This is a genomic window from Pseudoalteromonas sp. HM-SA03 (assembly GCF_002289345.1).
Lineage (GTDB): Bacteria > Pseudomonadota > Gammaproteobacteria > Enterobacterales > Alteromonadaceae > Pseudoalteromonas.
The window spans coordinates 94,750-116,174 of the sequence record NZ_NSDG01000076.1; the positions used below are offsets into that span (position 1 = coordinate 94,750).

13 protein-coding genes are annotated in these 21,425 nt (G+C 43.2%); 6 read left to right on the forward strand and 7 right to left on the reverse strand.

Annotated features, from left to right (window positions below):
• Positions 1 to 70: 70 nt before the first annotated feature.
• Positions 71 to 1,273 (reverse strand): S-methyl-5-thioribose kinase, encoded by a 1,203-nt coding sequence (gene mtnK, locus CKO50_RS15030; RefSeq protein WP_095728824.1) that lies wholly within the window; start codon positions 1,271 to 1,273, stop codon positions 71 to 73.
• A gap of 120 nt (positions 1,274 to 1,393) precedes the next feature.
• Between mtnK and mtnA the strand changes: the two genes are divergently transcribed.
• From mtnA to CKO50_RS15045, 3 genes are all read left to right on the forward strand, one after another.
• Positions 1,394 to 2,416: an S-methyl-5-thioribose-1-phosphate isomerase gene (gene mtnA / locus CKO50_RS15035; protein ID WP_095728825.1), complete on the forward strand. Its 1,023-nt coding sequence runs from the start codon at positions 1,394 to 1,396 to the stop codon at positions 2,414 to 2,416.
• A 93-nt stretch (positions 2,417 to 2,509) separates the two neighbouring features.
• Positions 2,510 to 4,453: a S9 family peptidase gene (locus CKO50_RS15040; RefSeq protein WP_095728826.1), complete on the forward strand. Its 1,944-nt coding sequence runs from the start codon at positions 2,510 to 2,512 to the stop codon at positions 4,451 to 4,453.
• A gap of 463 nt (positions 4,454 to 4,916) precedes the next feature.
• Entirely contained in the window at positions 4,917 to 7,766 is a 2,850-nt protein-coding gene (locus CKO50_RS15045; RefSeq protein ID WP_095728827.1) for a pitrilysin family protein, read from the forward strand.
• 91 nt (positions 7,767 to 7,857) lie between these two features.
• Here CKO50_RS15045 and CKO50_RS15050 read toward each other — a convergent pair whose 3' ends face one another.
• Positions 7,858 to 9,999, reverse strand: coding sequence for a winged helix-turn-helix domain-containing protein (locus CKO50_RS15050; protein ID WP_095728828.1), 2,142 nt, complete (start codon positions 9,997 to 9,999; stop codon positions 7,858 to 7,860).
• A gap of 199 nt (positions 10,000 to 10,198) precedes the next feature.
• Between CKO50_RS15050 and CKO50_RS15055 the strand changes: the two genes are divergently transcribed.
• Positions 10,199 to 10,594, forward strand: a complete 396-nt coding sequence (locus CKO50_RS15055; RefSeq protein ID WP_095728829.1) for a hypothetical protein — start codon at positions 10,199 to 10,201, stop codon at positions 10,592 to 10,594.
• A gap of 23 nt (positions 10,595 to 10,617) precedes the next feature.
• Here CKO50_RS15055 and CKO50_RS15060 read toward each other — a convergent pair whose 3' ends face one another.
• Genes CKO50_RS15060 through CKO50_RS15070 form a run of 3 tightly spaced genes read right to left on the reverse strand, consistent with a single transcriptional unit; the run spans position 10,618 to position 12,454 of the window.
• Positions 10,618 to 11,160, reverse strand: coding sequence for an acireductone dioxygenase (locus tag CKO50_RS15060; protein WP_095728830.1), 543 nt, complete (start codon positions 11,158 to 11,160; stop codon positions 10,618 to 10,620).
• Entirely contained in the window at positions 11,157 to 11,843 is a 687-nt protein-coding gene (gene mtnC, locus CKO50_RS15065; RefSeq protein WP_095728831.1) for an acireductone synthase, read from the reverse strand. The genes CKO50_RS15060 and mtnC overlap by 4 nt, the downstream gene beginning before the upstream one ends.
• Positions 11,840 to 12,454 (reverse strand): methylthioribulose 1-phosphate dehydratase, encoded by a 615-nt coding sequence (locus CKO50_RS15070; protein WP_095728832.1) that lies wholly within the window; start codon positions 12,452 to 12,454, stop codon positions 11,840 to 11,842. The genes mtnC and CKO50_RS15070 overlap by 4 nt, the downstream gene beginning before the upstream one ends.
• A 102-nt stretch (positions 12,455 to 12,556) precedes the next feature.
• On the opposite strand from CKO50_RS15070, the gene CKO50_RS15075 reads away from it, so the two are divergent.
• Positions 12,557 to 13,696, forward strand: a complete 1,140-nt coding sequence (locus CKO50_RS15075; protein ID WP_095728833.1) for a methionine aminotransferase — start codon at positions 12,557 to 12,559, stop codon at positions 13,694 to 13,696.
• Positions 13,684 to 14,454, forward strand: a complete 771-nt coding sequence (locus tag CKO50_RS15080; RefSeq protein ID WP_095728834.1) for an amidohydrolase — start codon at positions 13,684 to 13,686, stop codon at positions 14,452 to 14,454. Before CKO50_RS15075 ends, CKO50_RS15080 begins: the two co-directional genes overlap by 13 nt.
• A gap of 78 nt (positions 14,455 to 14,532) precedes the next feature.
• On the opposite strand, the gene CKO50_RS25025 is transcribed toward CKO50_RS15080, so the two are convergent.
• Positions 14,533 to 17,835 (reverse strand): methyl-accepting chemotaxis protein, encoded by a 3,303-nt coding sequence (locus tag CKO50_RS25025; protein ID WP_095728835.1) that lies wholly within the window; start codon positions 17,833 to 17,835, stop codon positions 14,533 to 14,535.
• A gap of 145 nt (positions 17,836 to 17,980) precedes the next feature.
• Positions 17,981 to 21,319: an amidohydrolase family protein gene (locus CKO50_RS15090; RefSeq protein WP_095728836.1), complete on the reverse strand. Its 3,339-nt coding sequence runs from the start codon at positions 21,317 to 21,319 to the stop codon at positions 17,981 to 17,983.
• Between the last annotated feature and the right edge of the window lie 106 nt (positions 21,320 to 21,425).

The window sequence follows — 21,425 nt, forward strand, 5'->3', positions numbered from 1 at the left end:
ATTATCCATTTAATAAAAAAGCCCAAAGTAAAGACGTTGGGCTTTTTTAGTTTATGATTCTAAGCTGAGTTTAGTTTACAAAACTAATGATTAGCTGATACACATCATCAGTCGTTCGGCATGTATTGGCATTAATGATGAGCTGTTCACCTAAGTGTAGCGCTCGCTGTTGCACCGCTAAGCGTGCATCTTCATCTTCAATCGCATCTATGTCTGCAACATGTGCGAGACCAATGGTGCGGCGGATCAATTCACACCCACAATAACCAACCGCGTCTTGTAATACCTTAGTGAGGAAGTATTCCGCGTAGCCATCTGCTTGCAATGACAGGTCGCGTGTTTGTGTTTTTGCCAGTTCAAGCCAAGTTACATAGAAGTTAGATAGGGTGGTGGCGATACTATCGAGTAAATAGACTTGCATATTTCGACGTTTTGGCAGAGCGTTAATGCGAGCATGTTGGGCACAGTAGTTGAGCAATAAATTGCCGATAAATGAGCCTAAATCGAAGCCAATGGGGCCAAAAAAGCCAAACTCTGGATCGATTAGCTTAGTGTGCTCTGCGTCGACGAAAATACTGCCCGTATGGACATCACCGTGAAGTAAGCTTTCTGGTGCATTGAGAAATTGGGCTTTGAGTTTTGCCACTTCAGCTAATAACGTCTTATTTTTTCTCAGCATTTCCACAGATGATTGCAATGCAGCTGGAAAGTTGTTTCTTTCAGCATCGCGGTATGGGTCATCAAAGAACAAATCTTCTGTGATTGAGCATAGTTCTGGGTTAGTGAACTCGGTGACTAGGGCTTTCTTTTCACTCGGTGTTAAGTAAAAGCTTGAGTGGTAAAAGCTGGTTTTTGCTAGATAATTTGCGACGTCTTTGCTGAGTCTTGCAAAGGTGTTCGCTTGGTTTAATTCACCGCGCAAAATGCGTAGATCACCAAGATCTTCCAACACAGTTACCGCAAGCGCTGTATTGTGGTGCAGCACTTTTGCTGTGGTATCTGGGCAGATCTCACCATGGCGTTGTAACACACTAGCTTCAATTCTGGCTCTGTCTAATGTCAGTGGCCAGCTCTCACCAACACATCGAGCGTAAGGCAAAGCTTGCTTGACGATGATGCTATTTTCTTGCGTATCTTGCACGCGGAAAACCAAATTCAGATTGCCATCACCAAACTCATAACAAGATAAGGTTGCATCTTTATCAAAGAAGCTTCCTAAATTAGTAATGTAATCAATAACTTTTTCTGCATCAAATGCAATGTAGCTCGACATGTTTCTGCACCTTGTGGATATTTGCTATTAGCATTCTATATTTTTAAATGTTTAGATGTCTATACTTCTTTAGATCTTGATGTAAAATATCATTAGTACACTTTGAAAGAGCGGGATGTCATGAAAACCCTAATTGCACGTAGTCTTAAATTCGAATCGGGCGTGGTACAGGTATTGGATCAATACTTACTGCCACATCAACAGGTGTGGCATGAATGCCGCGACGTTGCGACGATGAGCGAGCTAATTCTGACACTTAAGGTTCGCGGCGCTCCGCTTATTGGTTTAGCGGCAAGTTTGTTAATTGGTTATCTTGCCGAACAGGGAGAAGGTAAAGACACAATTACCCGTTCAATAGATGAACTTGAAGCCACGCGCCCTACTGCGGTGAATTTAATGCACTGCATGGCGAGATTACGTGAAGCGTTACACGTGAATGATTGGCAACAACAAGTGATCACAACCGCTGAACAATTATTTGAAGAAGACACTGCGCTATGCGACCGTATGGCAAACATAGGTGCGGAGCTTGTGAATGCGGGAGACAATATTCTTACTCACTGTAATACTGGCGCGCTGGCAACAGCAGGTGTAGGCACCGCACTTGGCGTAATTCATCATGCTGCAAAACAACATGGTGATATTCATGTTTGGGTTGATGAGACTAGGCCACTGTTACAAGGTGGTAGGCTTACCGCGTTTGAGCTAGACGCATGGCAAATCCCATACACGCTAATCTGTGACAATATGGCTGCGAGTTTAATGGCGGCGGGTAAAGTCGATAAAATCTTTGTGGGGGCAGATAGGATTGCGGCAAACGGTGATTTTGCGAATAAAGTCGGCACTTATAATCTCGCGGTGTTAGCCCATTTCCATAATATTCCTTTTTATGTGGTTGCCCCGATCACAACATTAGATAGCAGCTGTCCAAATGGCGCAGCCATTCCAATTGAACAACGCGCCAAAAGCGAAGTAACAGGTGTCAGTGGTAGTTTTGGTGATTGCCAATGGGCACCCAACAATGCTGAAGTATACAACCCAGCATTCGATGTTACACCAGCGAGTTTGATCACCGGATGGGTGTTAGATACGGGGTTGTTTACGGGTGATGAGGTTGCCCTAGGTGTATTTTCACAAAGTTAAACATTTGTAATTACTTTAACTACTCGTAAATCCAAAATCTTGTTAAAATGTACCCATTTTGTGCTTCTATATAAATGGAGAAAGTAAAACAGGATGAAGAAGTTTATTGCTTTGATGTTGCTGCCCTTAGCCGCTAAGGCATTCGCTAAACAGGAAATACCACTAGAGTCGTTTAGTAAAGGTAGTGAGTTTTCTGATGTAAAGATATCACCTAACGGAGAATATCTTAGCTTTATCACAAAAAGGGAAGGTAAAAACACATTAGGTTTTTTACAACTTGATAAATTCAAATTCATTCACGCCGTGCGATTCAATGACAATGCTCAAATTGGCCGCTATGAATGGGTGAATGATGACCGTGTAGTATTAGAAAAGGAATATATTAGAGGCTGGAAAGATCACCCTGAGTTTCATGGTGAGTTATTCGGCGTAAATGTAGATGGAAGCCGTGGTAAGTATTTGGTGGGTTACCAAGGTGAGGGACAAACGGGGTCTCGTTTGCGCAAAGCTACCCCGTTGTATGGTACATCTTATATTCTTGACCCTTTGGTCAATGACGAAAACAAGATGTTGATTGTGACCTATCCTTGGACTGGCTCAAAAGAACCTACTACACGAGTTTATGAGGTTAACGTTCATACTGGTGTCAGGCGCAAAGTGACAAATTCTCCAAGAAAAATGGGGCGCTTTTTGACTGATCACCAAGGAGGCGTTCGCGCCGTTGCGTCTGAGGATGATGATGGCAATTCATTAGTGTTCATCCGTGAAGAAGCAGACTCAGAATGGGCAGCGCTCACATTAGAAAACAACTTAGATGATTTCTGGATGCATGGATTCGATAAAACTGGAACGTCAGTTTATCTTTCAGCATCTACGGCTGGTGAGCCTATGGCCTTCTATAAATTAGGCTTAGAAAGCAAAAAACTCACTCATGTTTTTCAAGATAAAGAGGTTGATCCAACAAAAGTATGGATAGATCCGATTGATAAATCCCCTTTCGCTATTGAACTAGACCCCGGATATCCTACCTATGCATTTATTGATGAAAGTGCTGATTGGAGTCAACGCCTAAAGTCTCTGATAGCCTCAATCCCTGGAAATCAAATACGTATTGTAAGCAGCACAAGAGATGGTGGACAAGTTGTTGTATTCGCAAGCAGCGATACCAACCCTGGGGACTATTACCTTTATGATAGTAAAGCCAACAAGATGAGATATCTTGCGTCTGCAAGAGGCTGGATTAAACCAAATCAAATGTCTACAGTCGAGCCTGTTAAATTCACAAGCCGTGATGGACTCACTATTCATGGATATCTAACAACACCAATAAACGCAGAAAAGAAAAACCTTCCTCTGATTGTTATGCCTCATGGTGGACCTCATGGGCCAAGAGATTATTGGCAGTTTGACCCTGAGGTACAAATGCTAGCGAGCAGAGGAATGGCCGTATTACAAGTTAACTTCCGAGGCTCTGGTGGTTATGGAGATGCATTTGAAGTACTTGGCTACCAAAAGTGGGGCAAGGAAATTCAATATGACATCATCGATGGAACCCGTGACTTAATCTCCAAAGGTATCGTCGATAAAAAGCGGATCTGTATTATGGGGGCAAGTTTTGGCGGTTATTCTGCATTGCAAAGCGCAATATTAGAACCCGACTTATTCCAATGCGCAGTCGGTGTTGTAGGTGTATACGATTTACCACTGATGTTTGAAGAAGGTGATGTTGCTCAGCGTAGCTCAGGGGTCGCATATTTAGAACGTGTACTTGGTACCGATGAGAAACAGTTAAAGGCATTTTCTCCAAGCTATAATGTCGATAAGCTTAAGGTTCCTGTCCTTATCGTACATGGTGGTGAGGACCAAAGAGCGCCAATTGAACAAGCGGAATCTTTAATTGATGCGCTGAAAAAGGCTGATAAGTCTTATCAGTATTACTTACTTGAAGATGAAGGGCATGGTTTCTATAAACCTGAACATCGTCTGAAATACTTTAAGAAAGTGCTCGCGTTCTTAGAAAAGCCTATGCAGTTATAGTTTTTAAATACAACAATAGCCAGTAATTGATGCTGGCTATTTTACTTCATTACAAACACCTTCAATATTACAAATACCTTCAATATTACAAATACCTTCAATACTTCCTGACTCAAACAGAGCAAGTCGGCCATCAAGTTCTGTTGCCGTTAAATTTTTATCTAAAGCTCAGCAATTGACTCGTATTGTCGTGACCAAGCGTATAAAACGCTATACCAACGCTCTTATCGCTACCTAGCATTTCACTCTTTGTAGCTCGAAAAACTAAAAAAATAATTCCATTATGTTTCTAATTCATTGATTTTAATGCTAATAAAAATAAATAAATTCATGATGACTCGATAAGCGACTTAAATTTCTTTGGCTTGTAATCTTGTCGCCAACAACAGGGAACACTGAACGCTTCTAGCTTTGTTCCATACGAGATAAACGCCAAATTATAAAATAAATGTAAGGATTTTTTATGCTTTTAAACAAAGTTGCAATCGCAGTCATCATGGCCGCAACATTGAACGGTTGTAGTCAATTTCAATCTTCTGATGCATCAAAGTACGCTGGTGCAACATTAGTGGAACAAAAAAACATTGAGGGCGGTGATATTGGGATTGCTTATCAAAAGTTTGAACTCGATAACGGTTTGACAGTTATTCTTCATGAAGATCATTCAGACCCATTAGTTCATGTAGATGTAACTTACCATGTTGGATCTGCACGTGAAGAAATGGGCAAATCAGGATTTGCACATTTATTTGAGCATATGATGTTCCAAGGATCAAAGCATGTAGCTGACGAAGAGCACTTTAAAATAGTGACGGAAGCAGGTGGTAAGTTAAATGCAACAACCAGTACAGACAGAACAAATTACTTCCAAACAGTGCCAGTGAATCAATTGGAGAAGATGCTTTGGTTAGAAGCGGACCGTATGGGATTCTTTGCTCAAGGTATTACTCAAGAAAAGTTTGAGATACAACGCGCCGCGGTAAAAAATGAGCGCATGATGCGATACGACAACGTCCCTTATGGGCAAGCTTTAGAAAAGCTGCACCAAGCGCTATATGACTATGGTCACCCCTATTCATGGATGCCGATTGGCTATATGTCTGATTTAAATCGTGCGAATTCAAATGATTTGAAAGCTTTTTTTAAACGTTGGTATGGGCCTAATAATGCGACGTTGACTATTGGTGGTGCTGTAACTCCAGATGAGGTTTTACCACTTGTACAGAAGTACTTTGGCTCTATTCCAAAGGGGGAAGCGATTTCGGATGTGGCAAAGCAACCCGGTACATTAGCTGAGTCTCGTTATGTCTCGTATGAAGATAATGTATCACTGCCGATGCTTAGAAAAGTCTACCCAACGGTTTATATGGGGCATAAAGACGAAGCTGCATTAGATGCGATTGGTTATTTTGCTGGGCAAGGTGAAAGCTCAGTGTTATATCGCGAATTGGTTGATACACAAAAAGCGGTAGCGGCATTTGCATGGCATCAATGCTTTGAACTATCTTGTCAAATGGCTTTTGGTGCACTTCCTCATCCGGTGAGTGGCGAGACACTGACTAGCTTAGATAAGCGCATTGATGAGTTAGTTGCAGATTATATTCAAAATAAAATTACCCAAGAAGATGTTGATCTTTTTATCACTAAAAGAGAAGCAGAGATTGTGAGAGCGCTGCAGAGCGTGGAGGGTAAAGTTTCTATGCTGGCTAAATTTGAGACTTTCCATGAGAATCCAGGTTTCCTAACTCAACAGCTTAAAAATGTTAAGACATTGAAAGTTGGAGATATAAAACGTGTATTTGAGCAATATATTGCTAATAAAACGAATGTTGTATTGAGTGTTGTACCAAAAGGAAAGCCAGAACTTATCGCGCAGCAAGACAACTATACGCCGAAATTTTATGAGCCTAAAGGAACTGAGGAAGTACGAGACGAAGTACAGCTTCCTTCGATTACTGATAGTTTTGACCGCAGCATTAAACCGCAGGCAGGTGTTGCAAAAGCAATTACATTGCCAGACTTATGGCAAGTTAAAACTGATAATGGCATAGACGTATTAGGAGCGTTTGATACCGAAACGCCAACCACAACATTGTTACTTCAGATCCCTGCTGGTCGTTTATATGACCCTGAAAATAAAGCAGGGGTCGCACTTTTAACGGTGGAAATGTTGGGTCAAGCTACAACACAGAGTACGCCGTCAGAGCTAGCGCAGCAATTGGCAAAGTTAGGTGCTGAGATCGCATTCGAAGCGAAGTCTGAGTATATTGAGATTAAGCTATCCACATTAAGTAAGAACTTAACCGCGACACTAGATATCTTGTCAGAAAAGTTGTTACAACCAAAGTTTTCGGAGTCGGACTTCGCGCGAGTTAAAAGCATGGTTTCAGAATATAGTAAATCTGAACGCGATAGCGCAAAATTTCTGGCAGATAGCGCATTATCTCAGGTGATGTATCAAGAAGGAAACTACAGTAAACCTTGGTTGCCGTCTCAAGCAGAGCTTGCAACTATTGAACTTGCAGATGTTAAATCATTTTATGCGCAGCAGATACGTCCACAAGGTAGTAAATTATCAATTGTATCCGATGTTGCACAGTCGAAATTGATGTCGGCATTAACTAGTGCGTTATCACAGTGGCAAGGAAAAGGTGAGCTGGACATGGCGCTTCCTAAATTTGCTCCCCTCGATAGTAATATCGTGTATTTGGTACATAAAGAGAATGCACCTCAGGTCCAGATCCGTGTTGCACGTCATGCCGCTGCGGAAGATTTAGCTGCGGAGCACTTTAAAAGTCAAATCATGAACTTTGCCTTCTCCGGCAGCTTTAACAGTCGAGTGAATCAAAATCTGCGTGAAAGCAAAGGATATACATATGGTATCGGAGGACACTTCTCTGGATATGGTGATGCCGGTCAGTTTGTCCTCGCTTCAGGCATTAATGCAGCAAACGTTGCTGATGCGCTGACAGAAATCCAACAAGAGCTTAGCAAGATTAGTGAGCACGGATTAACTGATGAAGAAATTCAATTCACAAGAAATTCGATCGCGCAAAGAGATGCGCTGAAATACGAAACACCAGCGGCAAAATTAAACTTCTTTGCGATGATGCATGCCCATAATGTTGATGCCGATATTGTTGATGTCCGAGCTAAAATAATTGAAACAGTTGGCAAAAAAGAGCTTAATCAGCTGGCGAGCAAGTACTTTACTCCAGCCGAGATGACTTATGTTGTAGTTGGTGACACCAACACGCTAAGCAAGCAGCTTGAGGGTAAAGGCTTCACTGTAAAGCAACTGACTATTCAGTAGGTTAGTATAATAGAAAGGATCCCAACCGTGGCGAGCTTATGGAGCTCGCCATTTTTCGTTATAAGCCTATCGGTCGGTAAGCTTTACCTGTTTAGCGGTGATATAACTTTATCTCATTGTGATATCTCGTGAGGTAAGAAATCAGTAACTTGTCAGCATGAGCATCGAGGTAGTAAATGCTAGATTCGGCATTCACGCTAGCTTTGATATCTAAGATAGTCGTTATTTGTTGGTTTGCGTCAAGCTTATATACGTATTGTCGATTATAAAGGTAGATTGCACCATTTGCGGCGGTGATCGTTGGTCTTACTTTTACATTATCGATGCGTGTTGCAAGTTCGGCTCCATTAATCAAAGGGGTTACCTGATTAGTTTCTGTATTCAGTAATGAAATATCCCTGTTACTGGATAAGGTAACTAGATGATTGTCGTCGTACCAATCAATACTCACGATATCGTCAACCGTAATGGCTTTGCTATTTTTGTCATTCAGAAAAGTAACCTCAATAATTTTGTCATCAGTTACCTTGTGAGCCCGCAGTTGCGCAACCTTATTTCCGCCAAGCCGAGTACCACCATTCTGTTCGTTATCGGGTAGAGTTATTAGCACATCAAGAGACTTCCAATCTCTCACTTCAGTTTGTTTGTTGGCGACATGTTTGACGAGAATCTGGCGATTGTTTGGATCTGAGTCGATGATGGAGTAGCCCGAGCTTAATGCTGCTATGGGCGAATATCGATGGCGTGAGTCGATATGCATGACCCCGTAAGATTCAACATTTTTGAAAATGGAATCATTGTAGGCGAATTCATTATCTCCAAGGTAAGCCATGATCACTTCGTAAATATTTGGTTTGGCAAAGAGAGTTGATTTACCCGTATTAAGATCGATGACATAACTGTCATGGTCGTAGCCGTAGGTCGTCATGAGCAATTGGTTTTCTGACATTGGCAAAATGTACGAGGTGGGCTCGACCGCAACTTTTACGGCGGGCAGCTCCGTTAAATTTTGCATGGAATAGCGTTTGATCTCACTGGTGTTGTGATCAAACCACAGCACACTTTTTTGCTTGGCATTCCAGTTCGCAGCCCATAGCAAATGCGGGAACTCTGCCAATTTTAGGGTCTTTTGACCTGTTGAAGTGGTCACTAGTAGCTCGACTTTATCACCGATATTACGAGTAAAAATCAGCTGGTGCGATTCAGGGATAATTGCTAGTAGATGATCACCAAACCCATGATTACTTGGTGTTGTTACCCTGGTTTCTTTTTTCTTTTCAATATCATAACTATAAATTGCGCCTAGGTTTGGTACATCTAAATAGCCCCTGCGGCTATATATTAGGCGGTCTTTTCCAAAATCAAACAGTGCGCTAATTAGACCGCCAGAACAGTCAAAGAGTAACTGATCATGAGCGCCTGTTTTTAGAGATAACTGGTGGCGGCGGTATTCGCAGATAGGGTTTTCCCCCTCAGTTTCGGAGTGATGTAAGTAATAAATCCATGTACTGTCAGCCGACCAACCTAAAATGCTACTACCGCTCGGCAAGCTGAGTGCTCTTTCATGTTGGGTGGTAAGATCCATTAGTCTTACCTCTCCTAAAGCCCCAACTTCATTGGTGTCGGCTTTAAAATTATAGGCTAGGTAGCGTTGATCCGGTGAGTTATACAGTTTGCCATGATGGCCTCGATACCAAGAGAGTATTTGGTTATGAAAAACCTCAGCGGATGGTTGTGGTTGAGTCGTATTTTCCGCCTGAAAAGTTTGTTTTGTTGCAAAATATAGTGCGCTGATCAAAGTGATGAGTACAATTAAGGTGCCACAGAATATTCGCACTCGGTAAGACTTGCTCGCTTCACTGGTTATTGCGGTGTCAGATATTTCACCAGGTAACTCAATCGGTTCAGGGGCTGGTATCGCAAAGCTGTAGCCTTTGCGATAATGGGTTTTTATCGTTGGCTGAGGTTGCAGGTCACAAGCTAACTGTTTCCTTAGCTCGAAAATGACTCGGTTAATTGTATTGTCGTCGACAAAATTTAGTTGCCAAACATGCTCAGCAAGTTCCTGCCGCGTTATGATCCGCTCTTGGTTATTAATAAGGTACATCAGTGTTTTAAACAGTAGAGGCTCAAGTTCTTTGCGCTCGTGTTTGTTGTTGATGGTTTGTGTTGCCGTATTAAGTTGCCAACATCCTATATCAATATACTTTGAGTGTGTTGCTTCAAGAACCATGAAAATACCAAATTAGTAATCAGAAAGGCGGATATACAAATTTCGATATTATCAAAGATTTCAAAATAATATTCAGCTGTTATTACTTATATCCTTAGAAATTAACAGTTTTCTGTTATTACATGGTCACAAAATCTTCATTTTATTTTTGGGGACAAGCTGTACTACTATGGGGATTTTGAAGTAAGGAAAGCCGCTAATGAAGGGATGGTTCATTATTGGTGTGGTTGTACTGGCCTTATGCAGTTGCCACTCTATTCAGCCGCAAAAAACCTATATCCATATAGTTGCAAGTTGCCCCCCTCAGGTGTTTGAACAATTGTTTATCGATGCGACAGATAGCTTAGTTATATCGCCCTCTGAGGCCGAAATTCCAGAGGGCATGCACACAAATACTTTGCTTTTTTCACCGCTAACAATGTCGTGGGATGTGGTGGATAAACTTTTGATTGAGTTGGATAACGCTGGATTTAAGTTTCAAGCAGATTTTTTCGGTAAATATAATCACGCTTATCGTGATAACCATATCGGTGTGTATTTTGTTGAAGGTTGCGAGCCTAACATGAGTAAGCAAGTACTCACAGCGCTTCGTTAGCACTGTGAGTATTTAGACTTGTATTAATCAAGTAATGGAAACTGCTTTGCAATTTCAGAGTCCGTGCTTTTTGCAACCCAACCCTCTTGATTATTGAATAGGCGAATGGCGGTAAATTCTGGATCGCTACCCATATCGAACCAATGAGGCGTATTTTCTGGTACTGAGATTAGGTCACCTTGCTGACATAAAACTTGGTAAACCTTATCGTTTAAGTGTAAGCAGAATAGCCCTTGTCCTTTAACAAAAAAACGTACTTCATCTTCGCTATGAGTATGTTCAAAAAGAAATTTTTGTCGCAACTCCGAGGCACTAGGGTTGCCCTTTGCGAGTGAAATCACGTCGACAGTTTGATAACCACCTTGCGTCTTTATTCTTTCAATATCGCTCTGGTAGGCATTAATAATGTCATCTTGTGACATTTCAGCTGTGATATCGGTGTTAGCCTGCCATTGTTCAAAGCGTACGCCTTGCTCAGCGAGCAAAGATGCGATGATATTTGCGTCTTGCTCTTGTTGTAAAGCTTGGCTTGGATTCTGTACCTGATATATAGTCAGTTGACTCATGAAAATACCCCTTCATCAAAATGGTCAAAGCTTGATATCACTGGATGTTCAGGTGAGGTTGCTTGTGCATCTCTAAACAGCTGTAATGTGTGCATGCCGGCGGCTTTTGCTGCGTCTAGCTCGGCAACGATATCGCTTAAAAAGAGGATTTGCTCCGCTTCGTAAGGTAGGGCTGCAATAATATTCTGATACGCCGAAATTTCCTGCTTGGCACCCACTTTAGTATCAAAGTAGTCACTAAATAGCGGGCGAATATCACCATAGTCTGAGTGCGCAAACAGTAGCTGCTGCGCTTTCACTGAGCCCGACGAATACACGTAGAGGTCGCGGCCGCTCGCTTTTTGTTGTGTTAAAAACTGGTAGGCATCTTCATACAAATGTCCGGTAAAATCGCCATTTGTGTAGCCAAACTGCCAAACGAGACCCTGCAGCTGTTTTAATGGCGTGATTTTTTTATCCGCGGCGATCCACTCAAGTAGCGAGGCAATCACGGTATCAATGTCTGCATCAGCATTATCCAATTCTGCTCTGACGGCACTAATTTGCCCGGCAACGGCGGCGTCATGCTGATGGTCGCGAATAAACTGCGGTAAATGCGCAGCGGCATACGGGAATAGTATCTCTTTAACAAATGAGATACGGGTAATTGTCCCTTCAATATCTGTTAAAATGGCTTTGATCATTGGTGCCCCTCCAATTTGATGCGTTCTAATTCGCAGGCAAATAAAAACTCTAAGCCCTCAATATGACGACGAGTTTCTTGCACTGTACGGCCCACTGCGTATAACCCGTGACCTCGGATCAATACACCATGTATAACCGGTGTAATTTGATGAGATTGCGCCACGTGCTGTGCTAGTCGTTCTATATCCTGATCGTTATCAAAAATGGCAATGGATAAGGTTTCTTCATGCGATTGAATGCCAGACAGTGACTTTTGCATTTCATAACCACTGATCTGAAATTGACCGCCTTGAATAAATCGCGATAACACAGTCGCAGCAACGGAATGCGTGTGTAATATACACTGTGCACCCACGCATAATTCATATAGTTTTAGGTGCAATGCGGTTTCGGCTGAAGGCTTGCCACTACCAGCAATGATGGTGCCGGTGGCGTCTAATTCCAGAAATTGCTCTGGTGTTAATTTACCTTTATCAAAGCCGCTGGCCGTGACAACAAAGCCAGAGTCTGTTTTGATAGAGAAATTACCACCAGTCGCGGGAACCCAGCCTTGCTGAGCAACCCAAGCTCCTGCGTCGATAAGCGCGAGTTTTGCGGCTTGTGTGTGCATAGTTAACACCTATAAATTAAATGCGTTTGGACGGCTATACATCTATTTTGAGCAATGATAGCATCCACTCACGATTAGCACCATAAGAAAGAGAGTGTTGCAGTGAAAAGTAAGTTACCTCAGGTTGGAATTAGTATATTTAGCCAAATGACGGCATTAGCGAACGAGCATGGTGCGATCAACTTATCGCAAGGCTTTCCGGAGTTTGATGCGCCTGATTATCTCAAATCACAACTGAGCCACTATGTTGGCGAAGGTCAAAACCAGTATTCGCCTTCTGCCGGCGTACCGAGCTTGCAAGCACAAGTTGCGGCATTAATTGAACGTCGTTATCAGGTGAGTGTTTCAGGACAAGAACAGATCACGGTGACCTCGGGTGCAACGGAAGCACTCTTCGTGGCAATTCAGGCAATAGTATCTGAAGGGGACGAAGTTATTGTATTCGATCCGGCTTATGACTCCTATGAGCCTGCAATTGAACTTGCTGGCGGAAAAGCCGTACATATTGCATTGACTGCGCCGCATTACCAAATTGATTGGCAGCAAGTCGCAGCGAGTATCAACCCAAATACCCGTGCTATTATCATCAATACACCGCATAATCCGTCAGCTAAAACGCTGAAGCCGTCAGATTTAGAGCAGCTAAAACAGCTGCTAAATCAGCATGACTTGTTATTGATCAGTGATGAAGTATACGAGCATATTACCTTTGATGGTTTGCCCCATCTGAGCGTATTAACTGATCCAGCATTGTTTGAGCGTGCGTTTGTGATCTCTAGCTTTGGTAAAACCTTTCATAGTACTGGCTGGAAAATGGGTTACTGTGTGGCACCAAAGCAAATGACTGTTGAGTTTAGAAAGATCCATCAGTATGTAACGTTCTCAAGCTTCACTCCGGCACAACTTGCATTGACAGATATGCTTGCTGAACATCCTGAGCACGTTGATGAACTGAGTGGATTTTATCAACAAAAACGCGATGTACTGGTTAAGGCTTTAGCGTCAAGCCGATTTACGCTATTACCAACTGAAGGGACTTATTTTTTGCTTTTGGATTACAGTGAAATTTCTGATCTTGATGATGTTGTCTTTTGTCGCTATCTGGCGGAAGAGGTTGGAGTGGCGGCAGTGCCACTCAGCGTTTTTTACCAACAAGCACCTGAAGACAAGGTCATTCGATTGTGCTTTGCTAAGGAAAACCAGACATTAGAAGAGGCTGCAAAACGCTTATGTCAACTTTAACTGTTACCCTTGTTCAAACGGATATCCAGTGGCTTTCACCTGAGGCCAACTTTACCCATATTGAACGTTTGCTAGAAAATGTCGAGCCAAGCGATTTAATTTTGCTACCAGAAACATTTGCGACCGGCTTCGCCGTAAAAGAGCTGGGTGTTGAGCGTTATGCTGATGCAGCCATCGAGTTTTTACAGCAATGTGCTCAGCACTTTCAAGCTGTTGTTGCGGGCAGCATACTGGTTTCGCAAGGAGATAAAAAGGCCAACCGTATGGTGTGGTGCCAGCCGGATGGAAAGATACTTCATTATGACAAAAGACACTTATTCTGTTTGGGTAATGAGGGGGATTTTGTGGTTGCTGGTGAGCACCGTGAAGTCTTCGAATTAAAAGGCATAAAATTCTTACCGCAGATCTGCTATGACTTACGTTTCCCAGTATTTCAGCGTAATCAGAATGATTATGAGGTTATGATTAATATTGCAAACTGGCCAGCGGCACGCCGAAATCATTGGGATACTTTACTGGCTGCTCGTGCAATCGAGAATCAGTGCTTTGTGCTCGCAGTAAATCGCGTAGGTGAAGACGGGTATGGCACTGCGCATAATGGTGGTACTAAAGCGATTGACTTCAATGGTAATAGCCTTGTTTCGGCAGTAGATGAACAAGCAGAGGTTATTACCGTAAAGCTAAAACTGAGCGACTTGCAGCAGTATAAAGCTAAATTTCCAGCTCATCTCGATGCGGATAAATTTACGCTGGTATAATACACATTGATACATGTATAAAATGCCCAACTAAAAGGCTTAGTTGGGCATGATCTAACTATCAAAGCTCAACAGGCCCTAAGATGCATTATATTGATGCACAAGCAATTCACCTTCTCTGTCAGTGGCGCTGTAATCATTTTTTGATAAACGGAAATAGCTCAACTGGGTGCGCATTTCATGGGCTTGCTCAGCCATTTGTCTCGCTGCTGCCATTGTTTCTTCAGTAATTGCAGAGTTTTCTTGAATAAGATCCGTTAGCCTTTGCACCACCAAATCCACTTCTTTAATGGCTTGTTGCTGCATTGAAGTCGATTCATTGATTTTAATGATGTTGTTACTGACATCACTTACGGCACCAACGATTTGTTGCAATTTTTCACCAGAATTATTGGCAAGTTCAGTCCCTTGTTCTACCTTCTGGTTACTATTAGAGATAATTTCTTTAATTTGCTTTGCAGAAGCCGCGCTACGCCCTGCCAGCTCTCGCACTTCGTTTGCAACGACTGCAAAGCCGCGGCCGTTTTCTCCCGCCCGTGCCGCTTCAACCGCGGCATTTAGGGCCAATAGGTTGGTTTGAAACGCAAGTCCATCAATCACCGATACAATCTCATTAATGTCTTTACTGGCTTTGTTCACCTCAATTATCGCAGCTACGGTTTGGGTAGATAAACTACCTCCTTCTTTGGCTATGTTTTCTGCGTTTGTTGCCAGCCCTACGGCATCACCAGATTGGTTTGAAACCTTAGTGAGTTCATCTAGCATATTGCCGGTGCTGGCACTGGCTTCTTCTAAGTTTGCTGCTTGCTCTTCTGTACGTTGGCTGATTTCGGTGTTACTCGCCGCTATTTCACCGGCACTTTGAGCAACATAGTTTGCTGCGGCTTGGATCCCTTCGATTACACTGGTGAGTTTTTTAATTGTGGTATTGGTGTCATTTTGCAAAGACTTAAACACGCCAAAATATTCACCATTTACTTGGTTACTTAAGTCACCTTGAGCAACATTGGCCAACACGCTGCTCACTTCGGAGATTGCCCCAGAGACCTGTAAGGTCGATTCATTTACATTCACTTTAAGCTGTTGCAGCTGACCTTGTAGTGGCAACTCTATTTTTTGACTAAAGTCTCCTTCGGCCATGGCACCCATTACGCTGCCGAGTTCTTCAATGACTTGATTGAGGTTCTCGACCGAACGGTTGATATCACCTTTGAGATTATCGAGTTGGCCAGACATCGCAGATTGAATGGTGCGGTCAAATCGACCATGGCTAATAGCCATCATCACCGTAGAGATTTCCGAGATAGCAACATCAACGGCGGTCACAGAAGCATTGATATTATCTTTAAGTTGCGCGAGCTGACCCGTTGCTGCAACGTCCACTTGTTGTTTGAAGTCGCCGTTGCTGACGCCAGACATTACAGTGCCTATTTCTTTCATTACTCTGTCTAGGTTTGCCATGCTGGAGTTGATATCTTGTTTTAAGGTATCTAATTGGCCTGCGAGTGGAGCATCAAGTTGCGCAGAAAAGTCACCTTGGCGCAGTGCAGACATAATCGTACTGATACCGTCAATCGCACCACTAAGGCTGCGTACGGAATTATTTACCGAATCCTTGAGCTGCGCTAGTTTTCCTTTTGCGGGTACGGTTACTTGTTCCTTAAAGTTACCTTGCTCAATATTGGTCATCACATGAACAATACCGTTCATAGTCGAGTTAATCGATGCTAAAGAATCGTTAATATTATTTTTGAGCTTGTCTAAATCGCCAGACATAGGGGCATTAAGTTTTGTATCGAAGCGACCATTTGCCATATCAATGGAAATTTCATTCAGCTCAGAAATAGCTCGACTTAACGTATTGGCACAGTGGTTAGTGGCTGCTTTTAAGGTTTCTAGCTCGCCCCGACACGGTACTTTGATGCGGTCGTCAAACTTGCCCGAGGCCATTTGATTCATGACGCGATTCGCCTCTGTGATAGAAAGCTGCAAGGCATCCAGTAGTGAATTAAATGCCTGTGCACTGTTGCCGATTTCATCGTGGCTACGAATGGGCGCTCGTAATGAAAAGTTGCCTTCCTGTTCAACTGATTTCATGGTTTCTACCAACTCGTGAACAGGTTTAGTAAGCGTTTTTGAGAACCAATAAGCGACGATCAGTACTAACACTATGGTGACCGCTAAAATAATCATTAGGTACTGAGAAAGTGAGGTGACGGAAGCAAACGCTTCCGCTTCGTCAATTTCGGCAAGCAGTGCCCAGCGGGTATTAAAAACTTCCACTGGTGTATAGGCAGATAGCACGGCCTCGCCGTTATAGTCCTCAATAACCTGTTGTCCAGATTGATTATTTAATGCTTGAGAGACAGCAAATGTGGCTACTTTACCGCGTTCAGGGTATCGAAATGAATTCACCACGGAATGATGTTGTGGATCTAAGAAAGAGTCAGAACGCATCAGACCCTCAGGGCCGACTAGGTAGGTTTCACCACTTTCTCCTAAGCCTTCTCGCTCGGTCATAATGGTATTAATGGCATCAATAGATAGCTGCGCAGCAACAATTGCAACAGTTTGACCATTCACCACAATAGGTTTGGCGATAAAACTAGCGGGTGCATTATAGGAGGGGAGGTATTGTTTGTAGTCTGCGAAAGCGCTGATTGTTGGATCCGCTGAGTCCTTCAGTTCTTGATAAAGAGAAGCTAGATTACTATTGGCATAAGGACCCGTTTCTAGTGAGGTAGCAAAATCAACCTCTTTAAATACAGAATAGACAATATTTCCATTACTTGGGTCAATGATAAAGATATCGTAAAACTCATAAATGTCGGCGATGTTAAGCATATATGGATGGTAACTGCGGTGAGCAAGGTCATAACTATCTAAGTGACCGGTTTCAATAAATTTGTATTTTTCGCCAACTGGGTAGGGGTTGCTGGCTAAGTAGCGGGCTTGCAGCGCAAGCCCAGACTCTGAAATGTTACCAATTAGCCTTGCTGTGCTCGTATCTTCGGGGTTTTCTTGATTGAATTTAGGTACGAACACTTCATCATAAAATCGAGATAATTTGGCATAGTTAATATCGGCCTGAGCGCTAGGAAAGCTGGTAATAAACTCTTGTGCAATCACAGGAAGTAATGGGTTTGCTGTAAAGGCATTGAGTTTATTCTCAACAGTCTTAAAGTAGCGATTAACCGCGCTTTTTTTGATCTCACTAACGGCACCAAGTTGTGAATATACTTGCGCTGTCATGGCATTCGATGCGGTATTAAGTGCGATGGAAATAATTACTATCAATGGCACGAGCGCGACGATTAGAAATGCAAAAATCAGCTTTTTAGTTAAATTAAGAGAGTTAAAAAATTGCGAAAACCCGGACATAACCTAATTCCCTGTTGCTATGGAAGTACCTATAACAGCATAGAACAGTATTGATTAAGATCTAGACAAAAAATAAAAAACCCGGCTATCTAGATAGCCAGGCTTGTAAACTTAACGTTTCACGCTTCAATCGTGCTACGTCGTATTAGTGTTTCCAATGATAGGTATGGGCCTTTTCTTCCATGTACTCAGCAGTTGCTGGGTGCATTTGGGTTTGCGCGCCATTTTCAAAGAAGAAAGGCTGACGTTTATTGTCATAGTTGCCGATTTCATTCATGGTTGCCGCATCGTAGACACGGCCATTGATCACGGTGTACGCAACTTTCTCTGAATCACGGATGTTAGACAGCACATCACCATCTATGATGGCAAGATCGGCGAGTTTTCCTTGCTCTATCGTACCAAGGTCACGGTCCATACCTAAATATCTAGCACCGTCGATTGTACCGCTGCGAAGCGCCTGCCAAGGTGTAAAGCCGCCTTGTGCCATAGACCATAATTCCCAATGTGCAGCTAGACCTTCACGCTGGCCGTGAGCACCAATGTGTACAGTCACACCCTTATCGCGAAGCTGTTTTGCGGTTTTGGCGACATTGATATGGTTATAGTGACGTTCTGGTGCTTTGCTTGGACGAATTGATCTTGGTTTTACCACATACTCAGGAACGAAGCTCATTAAGCGCTCGTTTTCCCACACATTAGTGTGTTGATACCAGTATTCTTCGCCAGAGATGCCGCCATAGGCAACAACAAAAGTCGGCGTAAAGCCAACGTTTGTTTGTCCCCACATTTGTTCGATATCAGAGTAAATATTCGGGATCGGTAGGGCATGTTCAACACCGGTATGACCATCGACTATCATGTTCATGTTGTGTTGGAATTTTGAACCACCTTCAGGCACAACCATGATTTCCATGTTCTTCGCCGCTTCCAATACTTGCTGACGTGTCTCACGGCGAGGGTGGTTGTAACTCTTCACTGAAATAGCGCCAGCGTCTTTTAGGCGTTTAACGTGGAACTCTGCGTCTTCAAGGTTACTGATTGGTGTTTTATAACCTGGCGCGTGGCCAGCATATAAAATACGTCCAACAGAATAGGTACGTGGCGCGACCGTTAAACCCGTTCTTTGTAGTTCTGCCATAGAAAATACCTCGGCAGAGTTATTTGATGGATCATGGATAGTCGTTACACCAAAGCTAAGATTAGAATACTGATTCCAGTTTTGCTGTGGCTGTAGGTTATAGCTACCGTAACTGCCATGTGCGTGGGCATCAATAAGGCCTGGGATCACGGTTTTACCGCTAATATCCATTACTTTAGCTGTGCTAGGAACATCTAGCTCACCTTGCTTACCGACTGCAACGATGCGATTCTCTTTGATTAGGATCACACCATTGTCGATGATTTCTTGTTCGTTCTCAGCGTTACGCATAGTCACTACTTTACCGCCGACTAACGCAATCATACCTTCAGGCTTATCTGCTTTTTGCTCAAAACTCAAGTCGATACCTTCAGCGGTTAGCTCGTCGGTGTTGTCAGATGCACCATCGACGAAAGCGAAAGTATCAGTCAGTTTGCGCTGATAAAGTGTGGGACCAAATGCCCAAGTTAGCGCGCTGCTGTCTGCTTTCCAATTTAGGAAATCACCAGAGTACTTTGACACCTGCTTAACTGGGAAAGCTTTCTCACCCTTGTTAATGGATAAGGTTTTACCTGTACTGGTAAAAGGTGCAACAAACGTATTGAAATGCTCGATAAATGCAACATATTGGCCATTTGGAGAGACCTTAAAGTCAAAGACGTAATCACCTTTGAAGTGGCTACGTTCTTCTTGACCATTGAGGTTAACACTTTTTAGTTCGCGATGTGTTTCATCACTCATGGTGGAGAAGTAAATGCGCTCAGAGTCGGCTCCAAAGTGCGGATTGTCGCCGCGTTTAATGATGCGTTTTGCTTCACCGCCGTTGGCATTAACTAGATAAATCCCTGGATGCATTGACCAGTCACCGCTTAGCAAGTAGCCACCAGTTACCTTTTTAAATAGCACGTTTTTGCCATTTGGTGAAAAGCTAGGTGAGATATAGTGACCAGGTTCTTGGGTGATCACTTTACCTTTACCACCGTTTGCAGACACAACACGTATTGCGCCTAAGTCTTTATCACTCCAAGTTGTGTAAACGATAGACTTACCATCGCGAGAGTAGCTTGGGTAGAACTCAAAGTGGTCAGTTTGCTTAGTGAGGCGTTTTACTTTGCCTGACGCAATGTCTTTTACGTAAAGGTAGCCAAGCGCTTGGAATAGTGCAGTTTCACCATCAGGAGAAATTTGCGACCAGCGCGCAAGTTTGACTTTAAAAGTGTCAGGCGCGACATCTACTGCAAAGCGTAGCGCCGGTGTGATTTGTTTTTCAGCGACAACGCGAGTAGGGATGACGTTGACCTCGTGCGATGCGATATTGACGCGGTTGAATACCCCTTTCGCCCAAAAAACGAGGGATTTACCATCCGGCGTGTAAGCAAAAGAAGGTGTGTTACCATGTGCGCCATTGGCTTCTTGTAAATCGCGATCAAGGCCGGCATAAACACGAGTTTCGACGCCAGAGTGTAAATCTTTAATATATAAGGAACCGATCATTTCGTTGCCGTTATCTTCGCGTTTAACAAACGCAATAGATTTACCATCAGGACTGACGGTCGGACGAATAGCACCGCCAGCACCACGGATCACTGTCTCTTCTTCACCGGTTGCTAAATCCCAACTACGAATTTCGAATACAGCGTCGAGCGAGTTTTTGTTGTATTCCCAGCGCACGCCAGAGGTCGCATCAACTGAGTAATAGATTTTCTTGCCATCGTGAGAAAAAGCGGGCTCTGCAACGTTCTTTTGCGATTTTGCACCATGTAGACGCTCGCGAACCAACACGCCTTTACCGCCGCTGATGTGATACATACGAATAGAGCCACCTGGAATGGTACGCCCCGTTACTTGACCTTGCTTAACTGCAATGTATTGACCATCAGGCGACCATGCAGGGTTGTGAACAATATTATTCACTTCTTTTGATACCTGACGCAGGTTTTTGCCATCTACGTCCATCACCCACAGGTTATCGCCACCTGCGCGATCGGAGATAAATGCGATGTGCTTGCCATCAGGCGAAAACTTAGGTTGAATGTTCCAGCCCATGTCGGATGTTAAGGCTGTTGCTTTACCACCGCCAATTGGCATGATGTAAAGGTCGCCAAGCATATCAAAGACGATGTTTTTACCATCAGGGCTAACATCTAAGTTACTCCATGTGGTTTCGTTGGTATCGATGGTGATGGTTTGCTTTTCACCTGGCGGGTTGAGCACATCCCAGCCTTTGGTTGATTTTTCTTCTGTTTGCGTGGCTGTAACGGCATCATCAGCGATGGCTGGCTGAGCCAAACCAATCACAGCAGCACCAATAGCAATGGCTAATGGTGATTTAAAAAATGACATAGATGTTCCCTTAATTTTATAGTTATTGCCCAAGGCGAGCGGTTTGCCTCGGTTAAATTAGCGTTAATGTAAATGCTCACTAAGCATGAACAAGTTTTATTATGAT